The organism is Brevundimonas sp. P7753 (assembly GCF_013386595.1).
GTDB classification, from domain to species: domain Bacteria; phylum Pseudomonadota; class Alphaproteobacteria; order Caulobacterales; family Caulobacteraceae; genus Brevundimonas; species Brevundimonas bullata.
In genome coordinates, this window is sequence record NZ_JACARP010000086.1 from 55,922 (window position 1) to 76,727 (window position 20,806).

Consider the following 20,806-nt stretch of genomic DNA (forward strand, 5'->3'; position numbering starts at 1 on the left):
CAGCAGCGCAGGCTCAGGACACAGTGCCCTACAGCTTCGAAGCCGCCATGGCCCGGCTGGACGCAACCTCCAGCATCCGCAGGGCCTCCAGCGCCGACGTGACGGCGGCCGAAGAACAGGCGGCGGCGACGCGCACGCTGAACCGCCCGACCATCGCCGTCGACGCCCAGCTGCTGCGCTATCAGAAGACCTTCGACATCTCCCTGTCCGACGCCCTGGGCCAGGCCGAGGGCGTGGCCAATCAATTGCTGCCCGGGATCATTGGCGACCTGCCCGGCGTGCCGGGCGACATTCTTCAGGCCATCAACGACCGGCTTGAAACCGCCCTGCCCGAGTTCTTCGCCAGCCTGCCCGGCAGCGCGCGGCTGAAGACCGCCGACACCAGTTTCCGCCCCGTCGCCACCGCCGTCATGCCGATCTACACCGGCGGGGCCATCCCGGCCCTGCGCGACGCGGCGGGGGCCAATGTCGACATGGCCCGCGCCCGTCAGGCCGAGGCCGGCAATCTGGAAAGCGTCAATCTGGTGCGGGTCTATTTCGGCCAGACCCTGACGCGCGAGGCCCTGATTATCGCCCGCGAGACGCGCGACGGCTTCGACCTGCACCTGCGCAACGCCCAGGCCATGGAACGCGAGGGCTTTCTCAGCGCCGCGCAACGTCTGCAGGTTCAGGTCGCCCGCGACGCCGCCCAGCGTCAGCTGGATCGCGCCGAGCTGGAGCATGACACGGCGGTTCAGAGCCTGGCCCGGATGCTGGATGTGACGGCCCCTGTCGCCCCGACCAGCCCCCTGTTCGTCAACTCCACACCGCCCGGCCCTGTCGACGGCTTCATTGAGGACGGGGTCGCCGACCATCCCCGCGTGGCGTTGGCCGGTGCGGGCCGCGAACTGGCCGACGCCGGGGTGGACCTGGCCCGGTCCCGGCTGCGCCCGTCGGTCTACGCCTTCGGGGCCTACAACCTGAACCGCGAGGACGCCCTGCCGACCGAGCCGGACTGGGCCGTCGGCGTCGGCGCCCGCTACACCCTGATGTCCTCGTTGGATCGGGGCCGCATGGTCAGCGCGGCTCGCGCCCGGTCCCAAGCCGCCGAACAGTTGGAACGTCAGGCCCGCGACGAGGTCCGCATCCTGATCATCCGCACCTATAATCTGGTCGAGCTGTCGCGCCGTCAGTTCCTGTCGCTGGACTCCAGTCTGGAGGCGGCGACCGAGAACCTGCGGGTTCAGGATCTGTCCTTCCGGGAGGGCGAAGCGCCCGCCTCCGCCGTCATCGACGCGCGTAACCTGCTGGGCACGGCCCGCTTGCAACGTGCGGCGGCGGCCTATGAGTATGAACTGGCTCTGGCCGCCCTGCTGGCCGCCAGCGACCGCAGCGACGAATTCATCAGCTACCTGCAACGCGCCGACCGGGTGATCGCCCCATGACCGAGACCGCCCCCGCCGGTGACAATGCCGCTGATCCGGTCCCGCCGCCGCCCCGTCGGCGCAGCCGTCCGCCGGTCAAGACCCTGCTGATCGGCGTCGCGGCGCTGGCCGTGCTGATCTTCGTCGTCGTCGGCCTGTTCCTGGCCGCCCGCCCGGCCCCGCCGCAGGTGCAGGGTATGGTCGAGGCCGAGACCTTCACCGTCGCCACCAAGGCCCCCGCCCGCGTGGAGAAGATGCTGGCCTCGGCTGGCGACCGCGTCGCCAAGGGTCAGGTTCTCGCCATCCTCTCCAGCCCCGAGATCACCGCCGGCGATCAACAGGCCGCCGCCGCCCTGCAAGGCGCTCAGGCCGTTCAGGAACTGAGCCGCGTCGGCGCGCGGCCCGAAGACATCCGTTCGCTGGAATCCATCTGGCGCAGCGCCCAGGCCGCCGCCCAACTGGCGGCCCAGACCGCCCGCCGGGCCGAGAACCTGTTCGCCGAGGGCGTCATCTCGGCCCAGCGCCGCGACGAGGCCGTCGCCGCGCGCGCCGCCACCGCCGCCCAGTCCGAGGCCGCCCGTCAGCAGTATCTGAAGGCCGTGGCCGGGACCCGCAGCGAAGAAAAGGCCATCGCCGACGCCCAGGTCGCCGCCGCTCGCGCCGGGGTCGGCGAAATGGCGGCGCTGCAAGCCGAGACCCGCCTGATCGCCCCTGCGGCGGGCGAGATCGCCGAACGCTTTTCCAACCCCGGCGAACTGGTGCTGATCGGGGTGCCGGTCTTCAGCGTGGTCGATCTGGATCACTCTTGGGTCGCGTTCAATCTGCGCGAGGATCAGTTCAACGGCCTGAAGATCGGCCACACGGTGCGCGGCGACATTCCCGCGCTGAACCGCAAGGCCGTGGCCTTCCGCATCAGCTTCATCAGCCCCCAAGGCGACTTCGCCACCTGGCGCGCCACCCGCCAGTCGCGCGGCTATGACGTGCGCAGCTTCGAGGTCCACGCCAAGCCCGTCGCCCCGGTCGAGGGCCTGCGTCCCGGCATGAGCGTCCTGTTCGACTGGCCCGCCCGGTGACGACGCCGACCGGCGGCGTCTTCGGTCGCGCCCTGCGCGCCGAGATCGCGCATCTGGCCCGCAGTCGCTGGGATCTGATCCTGCTGGTCGTCATGCCGGTCGTGCTGATGGTCGTGGTCGGGGCCATGCTGTTTCAGGGCGTGGTGCGTGACGTCCCAGTCGCCGTCGTCGATCAGGACCATTCCGCCTTCAGCCGCGCCGCCATCCGTAACATGGAGGCCAGCCCCGGCGTGCGCGTGGTGGCCCAGCCCACCGATCTGGAGGCCGCATGGCCCCTGATGCGGTCGGGCCGGATCTACAGCCTCGCCTACATCCCGCGCGACGCCGAGAAGAACGCCTTTCGCCAGCCGGATGCCGTGATCGTCTATTACAACGGCGCCTTCCAGACCGTCGGTTCGCTCGCCGCCTCGGCCCAGACCACGGCCCTGACCGACGCCGCCGCTCCCCTGATCCTGGACCGCGCCCGAGCGCTGGGCGTGCCCGCCGCGCGGCTGAAGACCCCCGCCGTTCAGGTGACGATCCTGGGCAATCCGCAGCTCAGTTTCGAGCTCTTTCTCGGCGCGCTCATCATGCCCGGCGTCCTGCATCTGCTGATGGCCTGCGCCGCCGTCATGGGGGTGGGCCGAGAATTGCGCGGCGGCTCGCTGAAGGCCTGGTCGACACGCATGGACGGGCGGCTGACGGCGGCGCTGGCGGGCAAGCTGACCCCCTATGTCCTGATTTTCACCCTTTGGGGCGCGGTCTGGGTCGCCTGGCTGTGCGGCTGGCGCGGCTGGGGCGTCGAAGGCAGCCTGCTGATGCTGCTGGGCGGGCTGTTCGCCCTGATGGCGGCCACCGCCGGGATCTCGGCCCTGCTGATCGCCCTGACCGGCGATATGGATGTCAGCTTCTCGGCCACGGCGGTCTATGCCGGTTCAGCCATCGCCTTTTCCAACGGCACCCTGCCCCTGCTGCACGGCCCGGCCTTCGCCCAGGTGTGGAGCGCCATCCTGCCCTTCACCCACTACTTGCGGTTGCAGAACGAACAGATGGTGCTGGGCTCGGACGTCGCCGCATCAATAGGGCCGCTGATGATCCTGCTGGCTGTCGCGGTCGGGACCTTCGCCCTGTCCGCCCCCCTCGCCCATCGCCGCGCCCGACGCGCACCCAAGCCGGAAGACCTCAGCCTGCACCTCCCCGCCCGCAGCTTCGGCGGCGCCTTTGTCGGGACCTTCGCCGGCATCTTCAAGCATCGGCCCCTGTCCAGCACCATCCTCTTGGCCGTGGTCGCCTACGCCTTCTACTACCCGATGGCCTATGTGGGTCAGACGCCGGTCAAGCTGCCCGTCGCCGTCGTGGATCAGGATCATTCGGCGCTGAGCCGACGACTGGTTCAGGAAATGAACGCCACACGCGCTCTGGACGCCTCGGTCGTCACCGCCTCGCCTTCCGAGGCCGAACGAATGCTGCGCAACGGCGAGGTCGACGCGGTCATGCACATCCCCGAACGGTTCGAGTCGTCGCTGATCCACGGCGACGCCAAGGGGGTCGGTCTCTATCTGAACGGCGCCTATCTGGTTCGTGCCACGGCCATGGGCAAGGCGCTGGGCGGAGCTGCAGCCGCCGCCGCCGAACAGACACTGACCCCGGTAATCGAGGCGACGCGTCTGCTGGAACGCGCCCCGACCGTGGTGCAGCGCCCGCTCTACAACACGACGGACGGCTACGGCAGCTATGCGGTCCCGGCGGTCAGCGCCATCATACTGCAACAGACCCTGCTGCTGGGCGCGGCCCTCTTCGCCGGTCTGCGGCGCGAGACCGGGGCGGCGGCGCTTTCGACCCGCAGCTTCCTCGGCCTGTGGGCCGCCCTGACGCTGATCGGCTGCATCGCCAGCCTCTTCTATTTCGGCTTCGTCTTCTGGTTTCAGGACTATCCGCGCATGGGCGACCTGTTCGGGATCATCCTCGCCGTGCCGGTCTTCGCCGCCAGCGTCTCGGCCCTGGGTCTGGCGATCGGCAGCCTGTTCGACCGACATGAGCGCGCCATGCAGATCCTGGTCGGAACCTCGGTGCCGCTGTTTTTCCTCGGCGGCGCCGCCTGGCCCCTGTTCCTGATGCCTCAGCCCCTCGCCTGGCTGGCCCGCCTGTCGCCCTCGACCTCAGCCATCCAGGCCTTCGTCAAGTTGAACGCCGCGGGCGCCAGCGTCGCCGAGGTCGCGCCGGAGCTGCTGACGCTGGCCGTCCTGGCGGTTCTGTTTGGGGTCACGGCGTGGTGGCGTCTAACCCATCAGAGGCGCGCCGACCGTATGAGCTCAGCCTCGGCCGGCGTCAGCGGCAGGCGTGCGAAGACGTTGTTCAGATAAGCGTTCAGAGGCCCCGAGAAAGGCCAGTCTGATCCGGCGACAAAGCGATCAATCCCGATGCGCCGCATCAAGGCGACCAGCCGCAGCAGGTCAGCCTCCGAGGTTTCCGCGTCGAAGACCTGGGCGAGATCGAAGGACAGGCTCCGGCTCGTTTCCGGGTGCTCTTCGAGCGCCTCGGCGAAGGCCGTCATGGCGGCCCAGGTATTGTCATCCAACCCGCCCCAGCCCCCTGAATGGGCGATCATGACCGGCACGCCCTGAGCCTGAGGCAGCACCTGATCAAGGAAGATGCCGACATCCTTGGCCCCATAGTCCTCGGCTCGGGTCCGCATATGGATCATGATGGTCATCTCCCCTGCCGCCGCCGCGCGGAAGACCCGAGCCAGCGCCGCCACGTCGTCAGGGTCGCGCAGATCCACGTCGGAATTGGTCAGGTGCAGCTTCACCCCGGCGGCAAAGGGATCATCCGCCCAGCGCGCGATTTCCGGGAGGGCTGTCGGCGTCAGCGGGTTGACGCTGACGAAGGCGCTCAGTCGGTCCGGATGGCGGCGCGCCAGATCGACCGTGAAATCATTGGCCGCCCGGATCAGGTCGGGCGCGTCATGGCGCGCAGGAACCATCATCGGGCTCTCGGCCAGATAGGCGGTCGACATCAATAAGGCCCGGCTCACCCCCGCCGCATCCATGTCGGTCAGCAGGTCATCGACGGTCAGCGGTCGGGTGAAGACCTCGGGACAGGCGCTGATCCTCCCCAGGCTGCTGCAATAGGCGGGCAGGAAGTCCAGGATCGCCGGGGAATGGACATGGACATGATGATCCGTGGCCACCGGCTCAGCCATGGCGGGGGCAGAGGCAAGCATCATCGTGGACGCCGCCAGCACGGCGGCGAGGTTCAAACGCATCTCAAATTCTCGGAAAGAAAAAGGGGGCCGGTTTTACCGGCCCCCGTAAAGCGTCGCGATCAGCGCGGCGTGTCGGCCAGCAGCGTCTGTTTCCAGAACTGCAGACTGGTCCAGAAGTAGTAGTCCTCGTTTTCCTTCTTGTGGAAACCGTGGCCCTCGTTCTGCGCGAGAAGGTGCCAGGCCGTGCCGCCGTTGGCGCGGACGGCGGCGACGATCTGATCAGCTTCCGAGGCCGGCACGCGAGGGTCGTTTCCGCCCGTCGCCACCAGCAGGGGGATGGTGATCTTGTCGACGCTGGTCAGCGGCGAGATGGCCTGTAGCTGCGCGCGTTGAGCCGGATCACGCTCGTCGCCGTATTCCACCCGACGCAGGTCGCGGCGATAGGACTGGGTGTTCTCCAGGAAGGTCACGAAGTTGGAGATGGCGACATAGCAGTTCGCCCCCTTCAACCGATCACTGTAGTGGACCGCCGTGGCGTAACACATATAGCCGCCGTACGAGACGCCGGTGACGGCGAAACGGTCGGCGTCCAGGCCGGGGTTCTTCTCCAGATTGTCGAGGAAGGCGCCGATGTCCTTCACCGAATTTTCGCGCTGGAACGGTCCGTTATCGAGGTTGACGAACCGCGTGCCATAGCCCGACGAACCGCGCACGTTGGGGAAGAAGATCGCCACGCCCAGTTCGTTCAGCAGATAGTTCTGCGAGCCGAGGAAGTCAGGCCGCGTCTGGCCTTCCGGGCCGCCGTGGATGTCGATGATCAACGGACGCTTGCCCGGGAACTTGGTCGCGTCCGGCTGATAGAGGAAGCCCGACACCGTCTCGCCGTCAAAACTCTTCACCTCGACCAGGCTTGGCTCGACGTTGATCGAGGGGTCCAGTCCGCCGGTCTCGCTGTGCGTCCACTGGGTCACGGCTAGGGTCTTGGGATCGATCGAGAAGGCGTCGCCCGCCACACGCGCGGACGACAGGCTGAGACCGATCGCGCCCCAGGGGGCGATGTCGATGGTCGCGCCTATGCTGTAGGGAATGACGCCGTTGGGCAGGCCGTCCACCGCACGCACCACACCGCTCGCCATATCCAGAACACGCAGTTTGGACGCGCCGGCCTCGTTGACGGCATAGGCGATGAAGCTGCCGTCCGGGGCGATGGCGTAGTCGCTGACGTCCCAGCGGGCCTCGGTCGACACCGGGCGGAAGTCGCCGCCCTCGATGCGGCCCAGACGCAGGAAGTCGGACCCCTTGTTGGACGCCGCCCAGACGGCGCCGTTCGGCGCATACTGCGGATCGACATAGGAAACCTGGGCCTCGGGATCGGTCAGCGGCGTCATGCGGCCGCTGGCGATGTCCAGCTCATAGACCGCCGCATGGTTGATCGACATCCGGTTCAGCACCAGTGCCCTGGACCCGTCCGCCGAGAAGTCAGAGATGTTCCAGCCGCCCCCCGACACCTGGGCGACCAGGCGGTCGGTCGCGGGATCGCGCGGATCGACGACATAAAGGTCCATGTCCGCGCCGTTGCGACGCGAGGAGGCGTAGCCGACACGCTTGCCGTCCGGGCTCCAGGCGCCGAACCAGTTGCGGCTCTTTCCGTCGGTCACGCGCGTCAGGCGACCGTCGGCGAGCGTATAGAGTTGATAGAACTCGTCCCCGCCGTTGTCCTTCTGGACCAGCAGGACGTCGCCAGAGGGCGACGGGGCGCCGGCCATGACCGGCTCGGCCTCAAAGCTGATCTGGCGACGGGCGCCGCCAGGGGCGCCGACCACGTGGATCTGGTCCGTGGCGCCGAAGCGGGTCTTGATCAGCATCGACTGATCGGCCGCGTTCCAGCCGACGAAGGCGGCGCGGCGGCTCTGAAGATAGGGCAAGGTGGCCGCCGCCAGGTCGTCGGGAACGGCAGGCAAACCATCGGCGACGATGGCGGCGGGCTTGGGGATTTCGGCGACGGCGGGCGCGGCGCACAGGGCCAGGCTCAGCGCCATCAGGGAAACGCGAGAAATCATAGGGTAACACCCTCTCACAAGAGACCCTCAATCAAGAGGAAGGGTGTCGCCGGCTCCATATCGCGAACGATGGGGGAGGAGCCGGCGACGGGAACACGGCGCCAGAACTAAAAGCGGTACCGTGCTCCAACCGTGACGTAGCGGCCGATCACATCGTAATAGGGCGAGAAGAGCGAACCCTCCGGCGGATCCTTGTCGAACAGATTGGTCGCATTGGCGTAGAGTTCCACGCCGTCCGCGCCGAAGCGCGACAGGTCGGCCGTCACGCCGAGATCGAAGTAGGTGTAGGCGTCGATCTCGTTGTTCACGATCTTGATGGTCGAGTTGTATTGACCATCCGAGATGTAGCGAGCGCGCAGGTTGGCGCTGAAGACCTCGCCCTTCCAGCCTGCCGAGGCGTTCAGGCGCAGCTCAGGCACGCCCAGACCGAAGGCATAGCCCTGCGAGCCCACATACTGGATCTCGGTCACGCCATCATTGGTGGTCAGGCTGTTGGTCCAGGTCCCGACCATGCGCAGGTTGATGCGGCCCGAGGCATCAGCGAAGAAGCGATCCAGCGGCGCGGTGTAGGAAACCTCGGCGTCAACGCCATCGGTCTGGTACTCGGCCAGATTGAGGAAGGTGGACATGGTGCGCACCAGATCACCGGCAGCATCACGTTCAACCTTGTCGCACAGAGCCTTGTTGCCGTTGGAGCAACGCGTCACCAGGTCCTGCGGCGCGATGGTGGTGATCACGTCGTCGATCTTGATGCTGTAATAGTCGATCGACATGTTCAGGCCGGGCACGGACGGCGGCGAGTAGGTGAAGCCCAGCGTCAGGGTGTCAGCCGTTTCCGGCGTCAGGTTCGGGTTGCCGCCCCCATTGTTCAGAACATAGACCGTGGCGTTTTTGACCGGGTCGTTGATGTTGTTGTAGCCCGTGGTGGTCTGGGTATAGAGCTCGCTCAGGTTGGCCGAACGGATGTCACGCGACTGGGTGATACGGCCCCGGAAGCCAGGGAAGAACTCATTGGTGGCGCCCACCTTCCACGACCAGATCGATCCGGTGGTGTCATATTCCGAAACCCGGACGGCGGCGTTGAACTGCAGGTCGTTGAAGACCGGCACATCCTTGACCAGCGGCAGCAGGACTTCTGCGAACGCTTCCTTGACCGCAAACTCGCCGGACATGGCCGAGAAGCTGAACGAACGGAAAGCCTTGGCGGCGTCCAGTTCACCCACGGTCTGGTCGATGGATTCCTTGCGAGCCTCGACACCGAAAGCGACAGAGACATCACCGGCCGGCAGGCTGAAGGGCTCGCCGCGCATACTGAAGCCTACAGTGTCCAGCTTGGTCGTCGACCGCTGCATCGGCGTGCCGGTGACATAGTCAACAGCAGCCTGCGACGGGGCGCCCAGGCCGAACAGGTTGATCGGCACGCAGGTGCTGTTCGGATTGGTCAGGGCGTCGCGACAGATCGCCTGGCCCGTGGCCGGGTTGATCACCGAGTCCACGGCCTTGGCCCACTCATTCTTCAAAATGAAGCCCGGGGTGTCGATGTCGTTGTTGAACTCACCGTGGCTGTAATAGGCGCCCCAGCGCCATTGGCTGCCGAGCTCGCCGTCCAGAGCCAGAGTGGCCTGGGTCGTGACCCGCTCGAAGTCGATGGTGGGGAAGTTGATGTCTGAGTTGAAACGACCCATCGTCAGGGTTGTTTCGCCCGCCGCATCCATGGCCGCGCCCACGGCGCTCGGCAGGAAGGCGTTATCACGCTTGACCACCAGGTTGCCGCGGTCGTGATCGCCGAACCAGGTATAGGTGTTCCACATTTTCGAGTGGCGCACGTCTGCGGTGAAGCGCAGGTTGTCCTGGATGTCATAGGTAAAGCTGGCCAGGGCGGCGTAGCGCTGCTGCGGCGTCACCAGCGGGCTGATGTCGTCGTTGGACGGACCTTCGCCGCCAACGCTCGAGGTGCCGACAACCTTGCCATAGTCAAAGTCGCGCAGCGAACCGTCCGGGTTGAAGGCCTTGCCCTTGAGCACGCCCGACATGATCAGGCCGCCATAGGCTGCGTTCGAGAAGCCGACATCCGGCACATTGACGAAGTTACCCGTGCCGTCGCCGGTCGAAACTTGCGACCAACGACCGACATTGGGACGCGAGGCGCGCGGGATGACACCCTCGTTGTCCAGGTACTCGCCGCCGATCACCACGTGACCGCGACCATCCAGAATGCTGCGGCCATAGGCCCCTTCAAAGCGGACCTGCTCAGCGTCGTCATAGGAAGAGACGCCGTACTCGGCGCCCAGCTTGCCGCCTTCGAACTTGCGGTCCAGCGAGACGTTGACCACACCGGCCACGGCGCCCGAACCCCAGGCTGCCGAGGCGCCGCCCGTGACAACATCAGCGCTCTTGATCAGCACGGTCGGGATCGAGTTCAGGTCGTTCTCGCTCGAGACACGGCGACCGTCGATCAGTACCAGGGTGCGGCTGACGCCCAGGCCGCGCAGGTCAACCGGCGCACCGCCCGCCCCTGTGTTGGTGCTGGTGGTCTGGGCCGACTGGGTGGCCCGGAACTGCGGCATGTCGTTCAGGGCCGCCGCCACGTTCAGGCGCGCGCCGACCGACAGGTCTTCCGCCGTCAGGCGCACGGTCGGGGTCGGGGCCGTGAAGCCGGCGCGATCGATACGCGATGCGGTGACGACGATTTCGTCGATGGTGGTGGGGCTGCCCGCGGGCTCTTCGTCCTGCGACTGGGCGATTGCGCCGCCGGCGCATGCCAGCAGGGCCATGGCGCTACAGCAGCCGGTCAGATGGAGATGAAATCTAGACAAGACAAATCCTACTCATGCGACGACGGCGCCCCTCCCCAGGGAAGCCCGGTGACTGACGCTCTGACGGCGTCGTTTGATAGCCCCCGCTGTCATCGGGCCTGAGAGTTTCGGACCGGCGGGTCCTTGCTTCTTCGGCGAGGACGCGCCCCCGGCGGGTGCGCCCTTCTCTCCAGCGTTCATCCTGCAGCACGGTCCGTTTGCCTGAGCGTTTCCGGGGCGGTTGCGCCTTCGGCGTCGATGCGAGATCGAACTCTCCCGCGCTGCATATCCAGTAAGATCGGACCACACGTCGCTGTCAAATGGCTCATTTGCGCAAAATAATTGCACATTTTAGAAAATACCGACGATTTACGACCGCTCGAACTGAGCGCGACCCGTCAATCCGCGGATCTTGACCGTCAGCGACCACACCGTGACGGCGCGGTGACAGAAATGGGGCGAACGGAGGGGTGGAAACTTATCCACAGGTAAGGCCGGATCAGGGCGCTTTTGGATCAGCCGGCGCGCGCGGCGCATCCCCCATGGCCAGTTTCCAGCGGTCAAGCAGACGTTCGCGACGCACGCGATCCAGATTGGCCAGAAGCCCAGGCCCCACGCGAATGGGCCGGGCGCCCGGCGAAGTCGATCGCACCGTATCCCCGATGTCGTCGCGCACAGGCCGTATGCCGAGAACAGCAATGCCTCTCTGCCCTTCTCGCGAAAGCAGATAATCGAGGAACAGCCTCGCCGAATTCGGATGCGGCGCCGCACGCGGAATGAAGGCCACTCGGGATACCGACAGGTGATAATCGGAGGGCGTAACCAGCGCCACATCGGGATGGCGCAACGCCCAGCTCTCTCCGAAAGACTGGTTCATATTATAGGCCAGCACCATCTTGCCCGAGGCGAGTTGCCCCATCATCCGCTGACCCGACGTGTCCAGCCGCGGACGACTGCGGCCCAGGGCCTCCATCAATCGCCACGCATCCGGATAGATCTGCACGTCCGCCGACAGATGCATCAGCGCCACCCCGCTGCGTTCAGCGTCGTAGACAGTCGTTCGTCCGGCGAAAAGCTCGGGTCGGGCTTCCAGCAGACGCAGCAGTTCAGCATGGCTCCCGGGCACGGCGTCCGCCGGCAGCAAGCGGCGATTATAGGCGAAGACAATCGGTTCAGCGGTGATGCCGAATCCCTGATCGCGCCACACGGACCCGTCGGGCATGGCCCGCCGATGCGGCGAGCGATAGGCTTGAGCATAGCCGTCGTTGATCAACTTGATCTGTAGATCCATGGCTGAACTCCAGACCAGATCCGCCTTGGGCCGATCATCCTGCGTCTCGGCCACCACCCGTTCGGCGATGAGAGTGGAGTTCATGTCCTCCACCCTGACGGTGATGTCCGGGTATCGGCGACGGAAGTCCTCGATCAGAGGCTCCATCAGGCTGGTATTGGCGTAGATTGTCAGCTCGCCTTCCTTTTGCGCCGCCCGTCGCACACTCGCCGACGTCGCGCCGTCCAGCGACTCGCCGCAGCCCGCCAGCAGGCAAAGCCCCGCCATCACCCCCTTCAACAGCCAGGCCATCTTCACCGTCGCTGGTTTCCCGCTATGGTCACGGTATGCCCTCTCATCCCCCGCCCCCGCCCGGACGATTCCCGACGCCATGAGAGTCCTCGTCGTTGAAGATGACAAGGCGCTGCAACACTCCCTGACCGCCAGCCTTCGCGGCGCCGGGATGCAGACCCGCTGCACTCATCTGGGTGAAGAGGCCCTGATGCTCGAGGCCGTCGGCGATTTCGACGCCCTGATTCTGGACATCGGCCTACCTGACATTGACGGCTTTGAAATCCTGACAGCCCTTCGCGGGCGCGGCTCGACGACCCCGATCCTGATGTTGACCGCGCGCGACGCCGTCAGCGACCGTGTCGCGGGGCTGGAACTGGGCGCCGACGACTATCTGGTGAAGCCTTTCGCTCCGCCCGAGCTGGTGGCGCGCGTTCGCGCCATCGCCCGACGCAACAGGGGCCAGGCCGGCGGCGCCGTGACGATCGGCGCCCTGACCTGTGACTGGGAAGCGGGGCGGGCGCGTGTCGGCGACCGCGAACTGGACCTGCGTCCGCGCGAATGGGCCGCCTTGCGCGTCCTGATTTCCCGCGTGGGCCAGGTCGTGGAGCGCGATATGCTCGCCGCCGAAGTCTTCCATCAGGATGAAGCCGCCTCCCTCAACGCGCTCGAGGTCCATGTCGGACGCCTGCGTCGCAAGCTCCAGCCGGACGGCCCCGGCGTCACCAATATTCGTGGTCGCGGCTATCGGCTGGACCCGTGACCGCACCCAGGTCGCCTCGTCCTCACAGCCTGCTCAAAAGGCTGTTCATCGCCCAGATCGCCCCCCTCAGCCTGGTGGCGGTCGTGCTTCTGGTGGCCGGGTCCTGGACGGCGCACCGCGTCGTAGAGCGCACGTCCGATCGCCTGCTGGCGGGCGCCACTCAGGCCATCCTTGAAACCGTATCCGTCAGCGACGCCCAGGTCACTGTCGATGTATCGCCCTGGTCCCTGGCCCTGCTGGACAGCCCGGAGCGCGATGCGGTCTTCTACAGCGTGCGCGAGGGCGACCGCCTGATTACCGGCTACGACGAACTCCCCATCCTGAGCGCCACAGGCGTCGACCAGCCCAGCTTCGCCAATCTCACGGTTCGAGGTCTGCCGGTGCGGATGGCGCAACAATCGGTCGAAATTCCTGGCCAACCCTCCCCTGTCATCGTCTCGGTCGCCCAGAGCCTGGACTCGCGCCAGGCCAGCGTCCGTGAGTTGAACCTCAGCCTGCTGCTGCTGCCGGGGCTTCTGGTCGTGCTCGCAGCCCTCCTGATCTGGCCCGCCATCCAATGGGGTCTCTATTCCCTGAAGCGGTTGACGCGAGAACTGGCGTCACGCTCCCAGGCCGGCGCCACCGACTTTGCCCCGGCGCCGATCAACCTGGCGCCGCGAGAGCTGGCCTCGGCGCTCTCGGCCTTCAACACCCTGCTGGCCAGCCTGGAGCGATCCACCTCGGGCATGCAGCGTTTCTCGGCGGACGCCTCGCATCAGCTCAGGACGCCGCTCACCGTGGTCGCCGCCAATCTGGATCTTCTGGCGGGCTCGCGCCGTCCCTGGTCCAAGGCGGATCGGCGCCTCTTGAGTGATTCCAAGGAGGCGATCGCCGCCATGTCCCGCCTGATCAATCAGCTTCTGTCCACGGCGCGGGCCGACAGCGCCCCTGGACTGAACCAGGCCGACATAGGGCGGGCTGTGCGCATCGCGGTGGAAAGCCTGCGCTCCAGCCTCCCCTGCGACGCCGTACGTATGCGGCTGCCTAAGGGCATGGTCGCGGTTCAAGGCGATGAGAACCTGATCGTCGAACAGATGATCAACCTGCTGGACAACGCCTCACGCTACGGCGCGCCGCCTGTCATCGTTCATGTCGCCCGACGTGAGGGTCAGGTTCGCATCACAGTCTGGGACCACGGCCCCGGCGTCGATGACGCCGAACTGCCTCGCCTGCCCGAACGGTTCTTCCGTAGCCGCACGGCGCCGCGGGCGTCCGGATCAGGCCTGGGCCTGTCGATTGTCGCCAGCATGGCTAAGGCGCAGGGCGCCGAATTCCGTCTCGTCAATCGCGCTCGGCGGCCCGGACTGGTCGCGACCTTGACCTATCGCGCAGCCTAAGGGGGCTCGACCGATCAAAAAAAGACCCGGCGCATTTCGCGCCGGGCTTAAAGTCGTTCGTTCGGTGATGGTGGGTGTCCTCGAAGAAAAGAAGACAGGGCCTTTGATCAACGTGTTTGGTTAATGAAATCTAAATTGTCCTAGATCGGCACATCACAGATCCGGGAACCAACTGGTCTGCCGCGCCGACGGCGACAGGGCGCGCGTCAGCCGCCATCCCGATCCCGACCGCTCGACCACACCAAGGCTCGCAGCGCCTGCCGGCCCCGGATAGGCGAAGGTCGCCTCCCCGACCATGATGTCCATCGGTCGATCGCCCACGCCCGAGAGCGCAGCCGTCCAGCGACCGCTCGCGTCGGCGACAGCCTCGACCGCCACGCCGCCGTCTGCGGAAATGGCCACCCGTGCGCCAGGCTGCGCCCGTCCGGAGACCAGCAAGCCTCGCCCGTCGTCATCCACCGAATCCAGAACCGGAGCGGCGGACAACCGACGACTGGCTCCGCCCTCGATCAACAGCGCCGCCAGATCGCCGCCGTCGCTCGCCAGGATCAATCGCTCGGGCCCAGGCGCCGGAAACTGACCGATCTGAACCTCTGGCGTCAGCAGCATGGCTGACGGCAAGGCGCCGACGCGCAGCTCGAACCGCCCGGCGGCGTCCGCTCCGGCGGCAAAGGCCACATCCTGATCGCCGCGCAGCACCACGCGCGCCCCCGGCGGCGCATCGCCGCGGACGATCAGACCCGCGCCCTGACGCACGACGGCGCTGATGCGCGGCGACGCCGTCCAGCCGCCGTCCTGACGGGCTTCTTCGCCCTTGTTGCGCTCGACCGGCGCGCTGCACCCTGCAAGAGCCAGCGCGACGCCTGCCCATGCGACGACAATCCGACGTTTCATCCTGACCCGCGTAGCGATATGCCTAGGTCCATCAGATAGCGCGGCGGACGCCGCCCTGTCTTCCTTCCTGTATCGAGGCCCCATGTCTTTGCCGCCCGCCACCATTGCTCCTTTCGACGGCCGTTCGGTCTGCCTGTTCTGCGGTTCGTCGGACGGAGCTGATCCGCAGTACGTCCAGGCCGCCAGCGCCTTCGGCAAGGCGACGGCCCAGGCGGGCTGGCGGCTGGTCTATGGCGGCGGCGGCGTCGGCCTGATGGGGGCCTCGGCGCGTGCGGCTCATGAAGCCGGCGGTCGCGTCGTCGGCATCATGCCGGCCTTCCTGCGCAGCCGCGAGCGCTTGTTCGACGACGTCGAGACCGTGGTCGTCACCTCGATGCATGAGCGCAAGCAGCTGATGTATGATCAATCCGACGTCTTCGTCGTGGCGCCCGGCGGCATCGGTACCTTGGAAGAAGCCATCGAACTGCTGTCGTGGAAACGGCTGGATCTGCACGCCAAGCCGGTCATCTTCCTGAACTTGAACGGTTTCTGGGAAAACTACTTCGCCCTGATCCGCCACAGCGTGCAGGAAGGCATGACGCCCGCCAGCTTCCTCGACGCCTACATCAGCGTCGACACGGTCGAGGAGGCCGTCATCGCCATGAAAAAGGCCGACGAAACGCCGCACTTGAAACATGATCATCGGTAAGTAAACGTGGGTCAGTAAACGCCGATCCGTTGCCTCGAAACCGCATTGACAGTTTCCAAAGAAAACGGACTATGGCGTCACAAGGGCGTGCGCCCTGCCCATTTCGGAGTCTTGTCCATGCGTGCTCTTCTCGTCGCTGCGGCCCTGTTTGTCGCTGCCCCCGCCTTTGCCGCTAATGCCCCGGCCACCAGCCTGACCTTGGCCGACGCCGCCAAGGCTCCGGCTGGCCGCGTCATCGTCGACGGCGCCGCCTGGCGCTGTGAAGGCGCTGAATGCACCGCCACCGGCGGCGCCAACCAGCCCGCCGCGCGCGCCTGCCGCCGCGTCGTCGCCAAGCTCGGCCCGGTCACGGCCTTCAGCTACAAGGGCGAGGCTCTGGACGAACAGGCTCTGGCGACCTGCAACGCCGGCTGATCCAGCCGCCATTGCGCTGAAAACGAAAAAGGCCGCCTTCTCACGAAGGCGGCCTTTCTTGTATCCGACTATGCCTGAAGGCTCAGCCTGCCTCGCCCTTCAGGCGACGCACGATGGCCTCGCGCCCGATCAGCGGGGCCATGGCCGCCATGTCCGGTCCGTGCGCCTGCCCTGTCAGGATCAGGCGTAGCGGCATGAACAGACCCTTGCCCTTGGCGCCGGTCTTCTCCTTCACCGCCGCCGTCCACGCCGACCAGGCGTTGGCGTCGATGACTTCGGGCAGAACTTCCAGAGCCGCAGCCGCAAAGGCCGGGTCCTCGATCACCGGCGTGACCGGGCCGGTGACGATCCGCGCCATATCGGCCACGTCCGCGAACTTGTTCAGGTTGCCCCGCACGGTGTCCCAGAAGACCTCGCCCAGATCGACGCCCAGCCCCGCCAGACGCGGCTGCGCCTCGGCGTAGGTCATGGCGTGCAGGGCCTGGGCGTTCAGACGGTCCAGGTCGGCGGTGTCGTAACGCGCCGGCGAGCGGCCCATCTTGGAAAAGGCGAAGGACTGGCCCAGGGCCTCGACCGAAGCCGCGATCTCCAGATTGTCGGAAGTGCCGATCTTGCCCAGGTGGCTGGTGATGGCGATGGGCTCATAGCCCTGATCGCGCATGTCGCTGATCGACAGCGAGCCCAGACGCTTGGACAGGGCCGCGCCGTCGGCGCCGACCAGCAGCGGCATATGCGCAAAGCCCGGAACCTTGGCATCCAGCGCCTCGAAGATCTCGATCTGCGCCCCGGTGTTGGTGACGTGGTCCTCGCCCCGGATGATGTGGGTGATGTCCATGTCGATGTCGTCGACGACCGACGGCAGCGTATAGAGGAACAGGCCGTCCTCGCGGATCAGCACCGGGTCCGACATCGAGGCGGTGTCCACCTCGGCGTGACCGCGCGCCAGATCTTCCCAGGCGACGCGCTTGCCGTCCAGCTTGAAGCGCCAGTGGGGACGACGACCTTCGGCCTCATAGGCCGCCTTCTCGGCCTCGGTCAGTTCCAGCGCGGCGCGGTCATAGATCGGCGGCAGACCGCGCGACAACTGCACCTTGCGGCGGCGATCCAGCTCGTCCGAGGTTTCATAGCAGGGATAGAGGCGGCCCGACGCCTTCAGGCGCGCGGCGGCCTCCTCATAGCGGTCGAACCGCTTGGACTGGTTGTAGCGCTCGTCCCAGACCAGACCCAGCCAAGTCAGGTCGGTCTCGATGCCGTCCTCGAACTCTTGCGTCGAACGCGCCAGATCGGTGTCGTCGATGCGCAGAACGAAAGAGCCGCCCTGCCCCTTGGCGAACAGCCAGTTCACCAGAGCGGTGCGGACATTGCCGACGTGCAGCTTACCCGTGGGAGACGGAGCGAAACGAACCTTGACGGACATGGGGGATCAACGACCTCGATAGGAAGGCGGCTTGGTCGCGCCGCCGTCCGCTCAAGTCAAGTCGATCCGCCCAATCAGTGCAGATCAGTCGTCGCGATGGACCCGTTCGCGGCGTTCGTGCCGCTCCTGGGCCTCGACCGACAGGGTCGCCGTCGGCCGCGCTTCCAGTCGGCCCAGGCCGATCGGTTCGCCCGTGTCCTCACAATAGCCGTAGGACCCATCCTCGATCCGGCGCAGCGCATCCTCGATCTTGGAGATCAGCTTGCGTTGCCGGTCACGGGTCCGAAGTTCCAGCGCCCGGTCGGATTCCGACGAGGCCCGGTCCACCAGATCCGGGTGGTTCTCGGTCTCGGCTTTCAGATTAACAACAGTGCCCTTGGATTCGCGAAGGATCTCATCCTTCCACGCCAAGAGCTTGGCCTTGAAGTAGGCCAACTGCCGCTCGTTCATAAACGGCTCGTCGTCGGTAGGACGGTAAACCACCGTATCCCCCTCGATCACAGACGCTAATGCGTTCATCGCACTCACGCTCATTTGTCTGCGCCCCCCTGCGGCGCAATGGCCGTATAGGCAAGCCGGAGAGTCGCGGCAATGGTGTTCGCGTCTCCGTGATATGGCAGAGCTAAACGAATGCGGCGGCAGTGTGGCAAAATGTCCTCACCCACCCGGCCGGGCGGTTTTTCAGCCCAGTATCCCGAGCCTTCTAGGCGCGCGCCCGCGCCGCTTCCGCCTTCGCCATTTCCACGGCGGCGCGCAGATCAATCTGGTCCAGCACGCCCTTCAGCCCCGGATCGGCGTCATCGGGACGTTCCTCGCGCAGGCTGCGCGCCAGCCGCTCCAGCGCCGGGGCCCCGTCCTGACCGTTCAGCAGCGCCAGTTTCAGCTCATCCAGCCGGTCCAGCAGCCCGCCGCCGCGCCTGATCGCCCGACGACGACGCTCTGTGGCGTCCTCCACGCCTTGCAGGGCCATAAGGGCGGACACCCCCGCCACGGTGGACGCCGACGAGGTCGCCGCCGCCGAGGCCGGCCCCGATGCCCCGCCGCTGGCCGGCAGGCTGAAGCCGCCCGCCGTACGCGTGGGACGCGAGCCTTGCGACGATGTTGTGCCCGAGGGGCCGGTGACCTTCATGATCCATGCTCCCGATCAGTCTGGACCATCGGGCACGACCGTCACCGCTTGGTTAACGCCTCGGCAAATTCTGCCGTTAGGCAAGGCGCAGAAACCTGACAGGCGCTGAAATCAAAGACTTTTTCCTACGGCACGAACTTCGCATGGTTAATCGCGAACGCCTCAACAGGACGTCTGTCGTATGCAGAAGTTGCTCACCGCCCTCATCGCCTCCGCTTCCGCCGCCCTGATTCTGGCGGCGGCGCCGAACGCGGCCGAGGCCCAGTCGCGCATCAAGGACATCGTCTCCATCGAGGGCGTCCGCACCAACCAGCTGGTCGGCTACGGCCTGGTGGTCGGCCTGAACGGCACCGGCGACTCCTTGCGCAACTCGCCCTTCACCCGCCAGTCGCTGGAAGGGATGATGGAACGCCAGGGCGTCAACATCCGCGGCGCCAACCTGAACACCAAGAATGTCGCGGCGGTCATGATCACCGCCGACCTGCCGCCCTTCGCCACGCCGGGTTCGCGTCTGGACGTCGCCGTCTCGGCCATGGGCGACGCCAAGAGCCTGTTGGGCGGCACGCTTCTGGTCACAGCCCTTCAAGGCGCCGACGGCGAGATCTACGCTGTGGCCCAAGGGTCCGTTCAGACCGGCGCCGTCTCGGCTTCGGGCGGCTCCGGCTCCTCGGTGACGCGCGGCGTCCCCACCGCCGGCCGCATCGCCTCGGGCGGCGTGGTCGAGCGCGAGACCGGATTCGACCTCTCGGCCATGCCTGTCGTGCGCCTGACCCTGCGCAACCCCGACTTCACCACGGCCCAGCGTGTCGCCGCCGCCATCAACCAGTCCTATCCAGAGAGCGCCTTTGCCGAAAACGGCACCGTCGTCGCCATCCGCGCGCCCCAGACCATGGGCATGGCCGGCTTCGTCAGCCGCGTCGAGAACCTGCCGGTCCGGGTCGACACCCCGGCCAAGGTCATCATCGACGAGGTCAACGGCGTCATCGTCATGGGCGACGCCGTCCGCATCTCCACCGTCGCCATCGCCCAGGGCAACCTGACCGTCTCGGTTCAGGAAAACCCACTGGTCAGCCAGCCCGAGCCCTTCAGCCGAGGCGGCCAGACGGTCGTCGTGCCGCAGTCGAATATCTCGGTCGAGGAAGAAACCGGGCGTCAGATGCGCATCGTCAACGGCGGGACCTCGCTGTCGACCCTGGTCAACGGCCTGAATGCGCTGGGCGTCAGCCCGCGCGACATGATCAGCATCCTGCAAGCCATCAAGGCCGCCGGCGCCCTGCAAGCCGATATCGAGGTGATGTAATGGACGCCCTGCCCGTCGCCACCGGCTTCCTGCGCCCCGCCGACCAGACCGCCAAGCGCGGCCAGTCGCCGGAACAGATGCGCGAAACCGCCCAGGCCTTCGAGGCCAGCTTCCTGTCGCAGATGCTCAAGCCCATGTTTGAGGGCCTGGAAACAGACGGCCCCTTCGGCGGCGGCGAGGGCGAGTCCACCTGGCGCAGCTTCCTGATCGACGGCATGGCCAAGCAGGCCGTCAAAGCCGGCGGCATCGGTCTGGCCGACACCGTCATGTCCGAAATGCTCAAGATGCAGGAACAGCCCGCGTGACCCCCGACGTCGAGACCTCCACCCTTCGCGCCCAGCAGCTGATCAACCTGACCCAGGCCCTGACCCAGCGCCTGAGCGCCGAAAGCGCCGCCTTCCGCGCCCATCGCGCCCAGGACGTCGCCGCGGGCATGGCCGAGACCCAGGAACTGGCCAACCTCTATCGCCGCGAGTCGGCCCAGGCCAAGGCCGCACCCGCCTTCCTTCAGGTCATTCCCGCAACCGAGCGCGACGCCCTGCTCGCCGCGACCGAGGCCTTCGAGGCCGTCCTGTCCGAACACGCCTCGGTCGTCGACGCCGCCCGTCAGGTGTCCGAAGGCCTGGTCCGCACCATCGCCGCCGAGGTCGCCGGCGCCCGCGCCCAGGGCGTCGGCTACGGCGCCTCGGGCCGCGCCACCGAGGGCGACGGCCGCGCCGTGGCGCTGAACCGCAAGGCCTGACGCAAAC

The 20,806-nt window shown here is 66.7% G+C and carries 18 protein-coding genes and 1 riboswitch; of the genes, 10 read left to right on the top strand and 8 right to left on the bottom strand.

Going from position 1 to position 20,806, the window contains the following annotated elements; all coding sequences use genetic code 11:
• The first annotated feature begins 23 nt into the window (after positions 1-23).
• Genes HX774_RS15370 through HX774_RS15380 form a run of 3 tightly spaced genes read left to right on the top strand, consistent with a single transcriptional unit; the run spans position 24 to position 4,818 of the window.
• Positions 24-1,424 carry a TolC family protein gene (locus HX774_RS15370; protein WP_370523715.1) on the top strand — a complete coding sequence of 467 codons (1,401 nt, stop codon included), beginning with the start codon at positions 24-26 and terminating at the stop codon, positions 1,422-1,424.
• Positions 1,421-2,476, top strand: coding sequence for an HlyD family secretion protein (locus HX774_RS15375; protein WP_178828167.1), 1,056 nt, complete (start codon positions 1,421-1,423; stop codon positions 2,474-2,476). The genes HX774_RS15370 and HX774_RS15375 overlap by 4 nt, the downstream gene beginning before the upstream one ends.
• A complete protein-coding gene (locus HX774_RS15380) occupies positions 2,473-4,818 on the top strand; it encodes an ABC transporter permease (protein ID WP_178828169.1) in 2,346 nt (781 codons plus the stop codon). The genes HX774_RS15375 and HX774_RS15380 overlap by 4 nt, the downstream gene beginning before the upstream one ends.
• Here HX774_RS15380 and HX774_RS15385 read toward each other — a convergent pair.
• The 4 genes from HX774_RS15385 to HX774_RS15400 all read right to left on the bottom strand — a co-directional run bounded on the left by HX774_RS15385 (position 4,743) and on the right by HX774_RS15400 (position 12,178).
• A complete protein-coding gene (locus tag HX774_RS15385; protein WP_178828171.1) occupies positions 4,743-5,720 on the bottom strand; it encodes an amidohydrolase family protein in 978 nt (325 codons plus the stop codon). The genes HX774_RS15380 and HX774_RS15385 overlap by 76 nt on opposite strands.
• Before the next feature lie 59 nt (positions 5,721-5,779).
• The gene (locus HX774_RS15390) at positions 5,780-7,720 is read right to left on the bottom strand and encodes a prolyl oligopeptidase family serine peptidase (protein ID WP_178828173.1); all 1,941 of its coding nucleotides are present in this window, start codon (positions 7,718-7,720) and stop codon (positions 5,780-5,782) included.
• Between the two features lie 107 nt (positions 7,721-7,827).
• The gene (locus tag HX774_RS15395; RefSeq protein ID WP_255500478.1) at positions 7,828-10,536 is read right to left on the bottom strand and encodes a TonB-dependent receptor domain-containing protein; all 2,709 of its coding nucleotides are present in this window, start codon (positions 10,534-10,536) and stop codon (positions 7,828-7,830) included.
• Between the two features lie 179 nt (positions 10,537-10,715).
• A riboswitch (glycine riboswitch) is annotated at positions 10,716-10,804 on the bottom strand.
• A 210-nt stretch (positions 10,805-11,014) separates the two neighbouring features.
• Entirely contained in the window at positions 11,015-12,178 is a 1,164-nt protein-coding gene (locus HX774_RS15400; protein ID WP_178828175.1) for an ABC transporter substrate-binding protein, read from the bottom strand.
• Between HX774_RS15400 and HX774_RS15405 the strand changes: the two genes are divergently transcribed.
• On the top strand, positions 12,177-12,839 hold the full coding sequence (locus tag HX774_RS15405) for a response regulator transcription factor (protein ID WP_178828177.1): 663 nt from the start codon (positions 12,177-12,179) through the stop codon (positions 12,837-12,839). The two genes, HX774_RS15400 and HX774_RS15405, sit on opposite strands and share 2 nt — an antisense overlap.
• Positions 12,836-14,215: a sensor histidine kinase gene (locus HX774_RS15410; protein ID WP_178828179.1), complete on the top strand. Its 1,380-nt coding sequence runs from the start codon at positions 12,836-12,838 to the stop codon at positions 14,213-14,215. Before HX774_RS15405 ends, HX774_RS15410 begins: the two co-directional genes overlap by 4 nt.
• A gap of 153 nt (positions 14,216-14,368) precedes the next feature.
• Here HX774_RS15410 and HX774_RS15415 read toward each other — a convergent pair whose 3' ends face one another.
• Entirely contained in the window at positions 14,369-15,109 is a 741-nt protein-coding gene (locus HX774_RS15415) for a hypothetical protein (protein WP_178828181.1), read from the bottom strand.
• A gap of 82 nt (positions 15,110-15,191) precedes the next feature.
• On the opposite strand from HX774_RS15415, the gene HX774_RS15420 reads away from it, so the two are divergent.
• Positions 15,192-15,797, top strand: a complete 606-nt coding sequence (locus tag HX774_RS15420; RefSeq protein ID WP_178828183.1) for a TIGR00730 family Rossman fold protein — start codon at positions 15,192-15,194, stop codon at positions 15,795-15,797.
• Positions 15,798-15,914: 117 nt separating this feature from the next.
• Complete coding sequence (locus HX774_RS15425; protein ID WP_178828185.1) at positions 15,915-16,211, top strand: hypothetical protein; 297 nt, start codon at positions 15,915-15,917, stop codon at positions 16,209-16,211.
• An 82-nt stretch (positions 16,212-16,293) separates the two neighbouring features.
• Here the strand turns inward: HX774_RS15425 and gltX are convergent, their stop codons facing one another.
• The 3 genes from gltX to HX774_RS15440 form a co-directional block, all read right to left on the bottom strand.
• Positions 16,294-17,628 carry a glutamate--tRNA ligase gene (gene gltX, locus HX774_RS15430; RefSeq protein WP_178828187.1) on the bottom strand — a complete coding sequence of 445 codons (1,335 nt, stop codon included), beginning with the start codon at positions 17,626-17,628 and terminating at the stop codon, positions 16,294-16,296.
• Positions 17,629-17,712: 84 nt separating this feature from the next.
• Positions 17,713-18,147 (bottom strand): RNA polymerase-binding protein DksA, encoded by a 435-nt coding sequence (gene dksA / locus HX774_RS15435; protein ID WP_114816526.1) that lies wholly within the window; start codon positions 18,145-18,147, stop codon positions 17,713-17,715.
• A gap of 184 nt (positions 18,148-18,331) precedes the next feature.
• Positions 18,332-18,757 (bottom strand): flagellar assembly protein FliX, encoded by a 426-nt coding sequence (locus HX774_RS15440; protein ID WP_178828189.1) that lies wholly within the window; start codon positions 18,755-18,757, stop codon positions 18,332-18,334.
• A gap of 181 nt (positions 18,758-18,938) precedes the next feature.
• Between HX774_RS15440 and HX774_RS15445 the strand changes: the two genes are divergently transcribed.
• From HX774_RS15445 to HX774_RS15455, 3 genes are read left to right on the top strand one after another with little or no spacing between them, the layout of a single operon-like run.
• The gene (locus tag HX774_RS15445; protein ID WP_114816528.1) at positions 18,939-20,057 is read left to right on the top strand and encodes a flagellar basal body P-ring protein FlgI; all 1,119 of its coding nucleotides are present in this window, start codon (positions 18,939-18,941) and stop codon (positions 20,055-20,057) included.
• On the top strand, positions 20,057-20,362 hold the full coding sequence (locus HX774_RS15450; RefSeq protein WP_178828191.1) for a rod-binding protein: 306 nt from the start codon (positions 20,057-20,059) through the stop codon (positions 20,360-20,362). Before HX774_RS15445 ends, HX774_RS15450 begins: the two co-directional genes overlap by 1 nt.
• Positions 20,359-20,799 (top strand): flagellar basal-body protein FlbY, encoded by a 441-nt coding sequence (locus HX774_RS15455; RefSeq protein WP_178828193.1) that lies wholly within the window; start codon positions 20,359-20,361, stop codon positions 20,797-20,799. The genes HX774_RS15450 and HX774_RS15455 overlap by 4 nt, the downstream gene beginning before the upstream one ends.
• Positions 20,800-20,806: the final 7 nt, after the last annotated feature.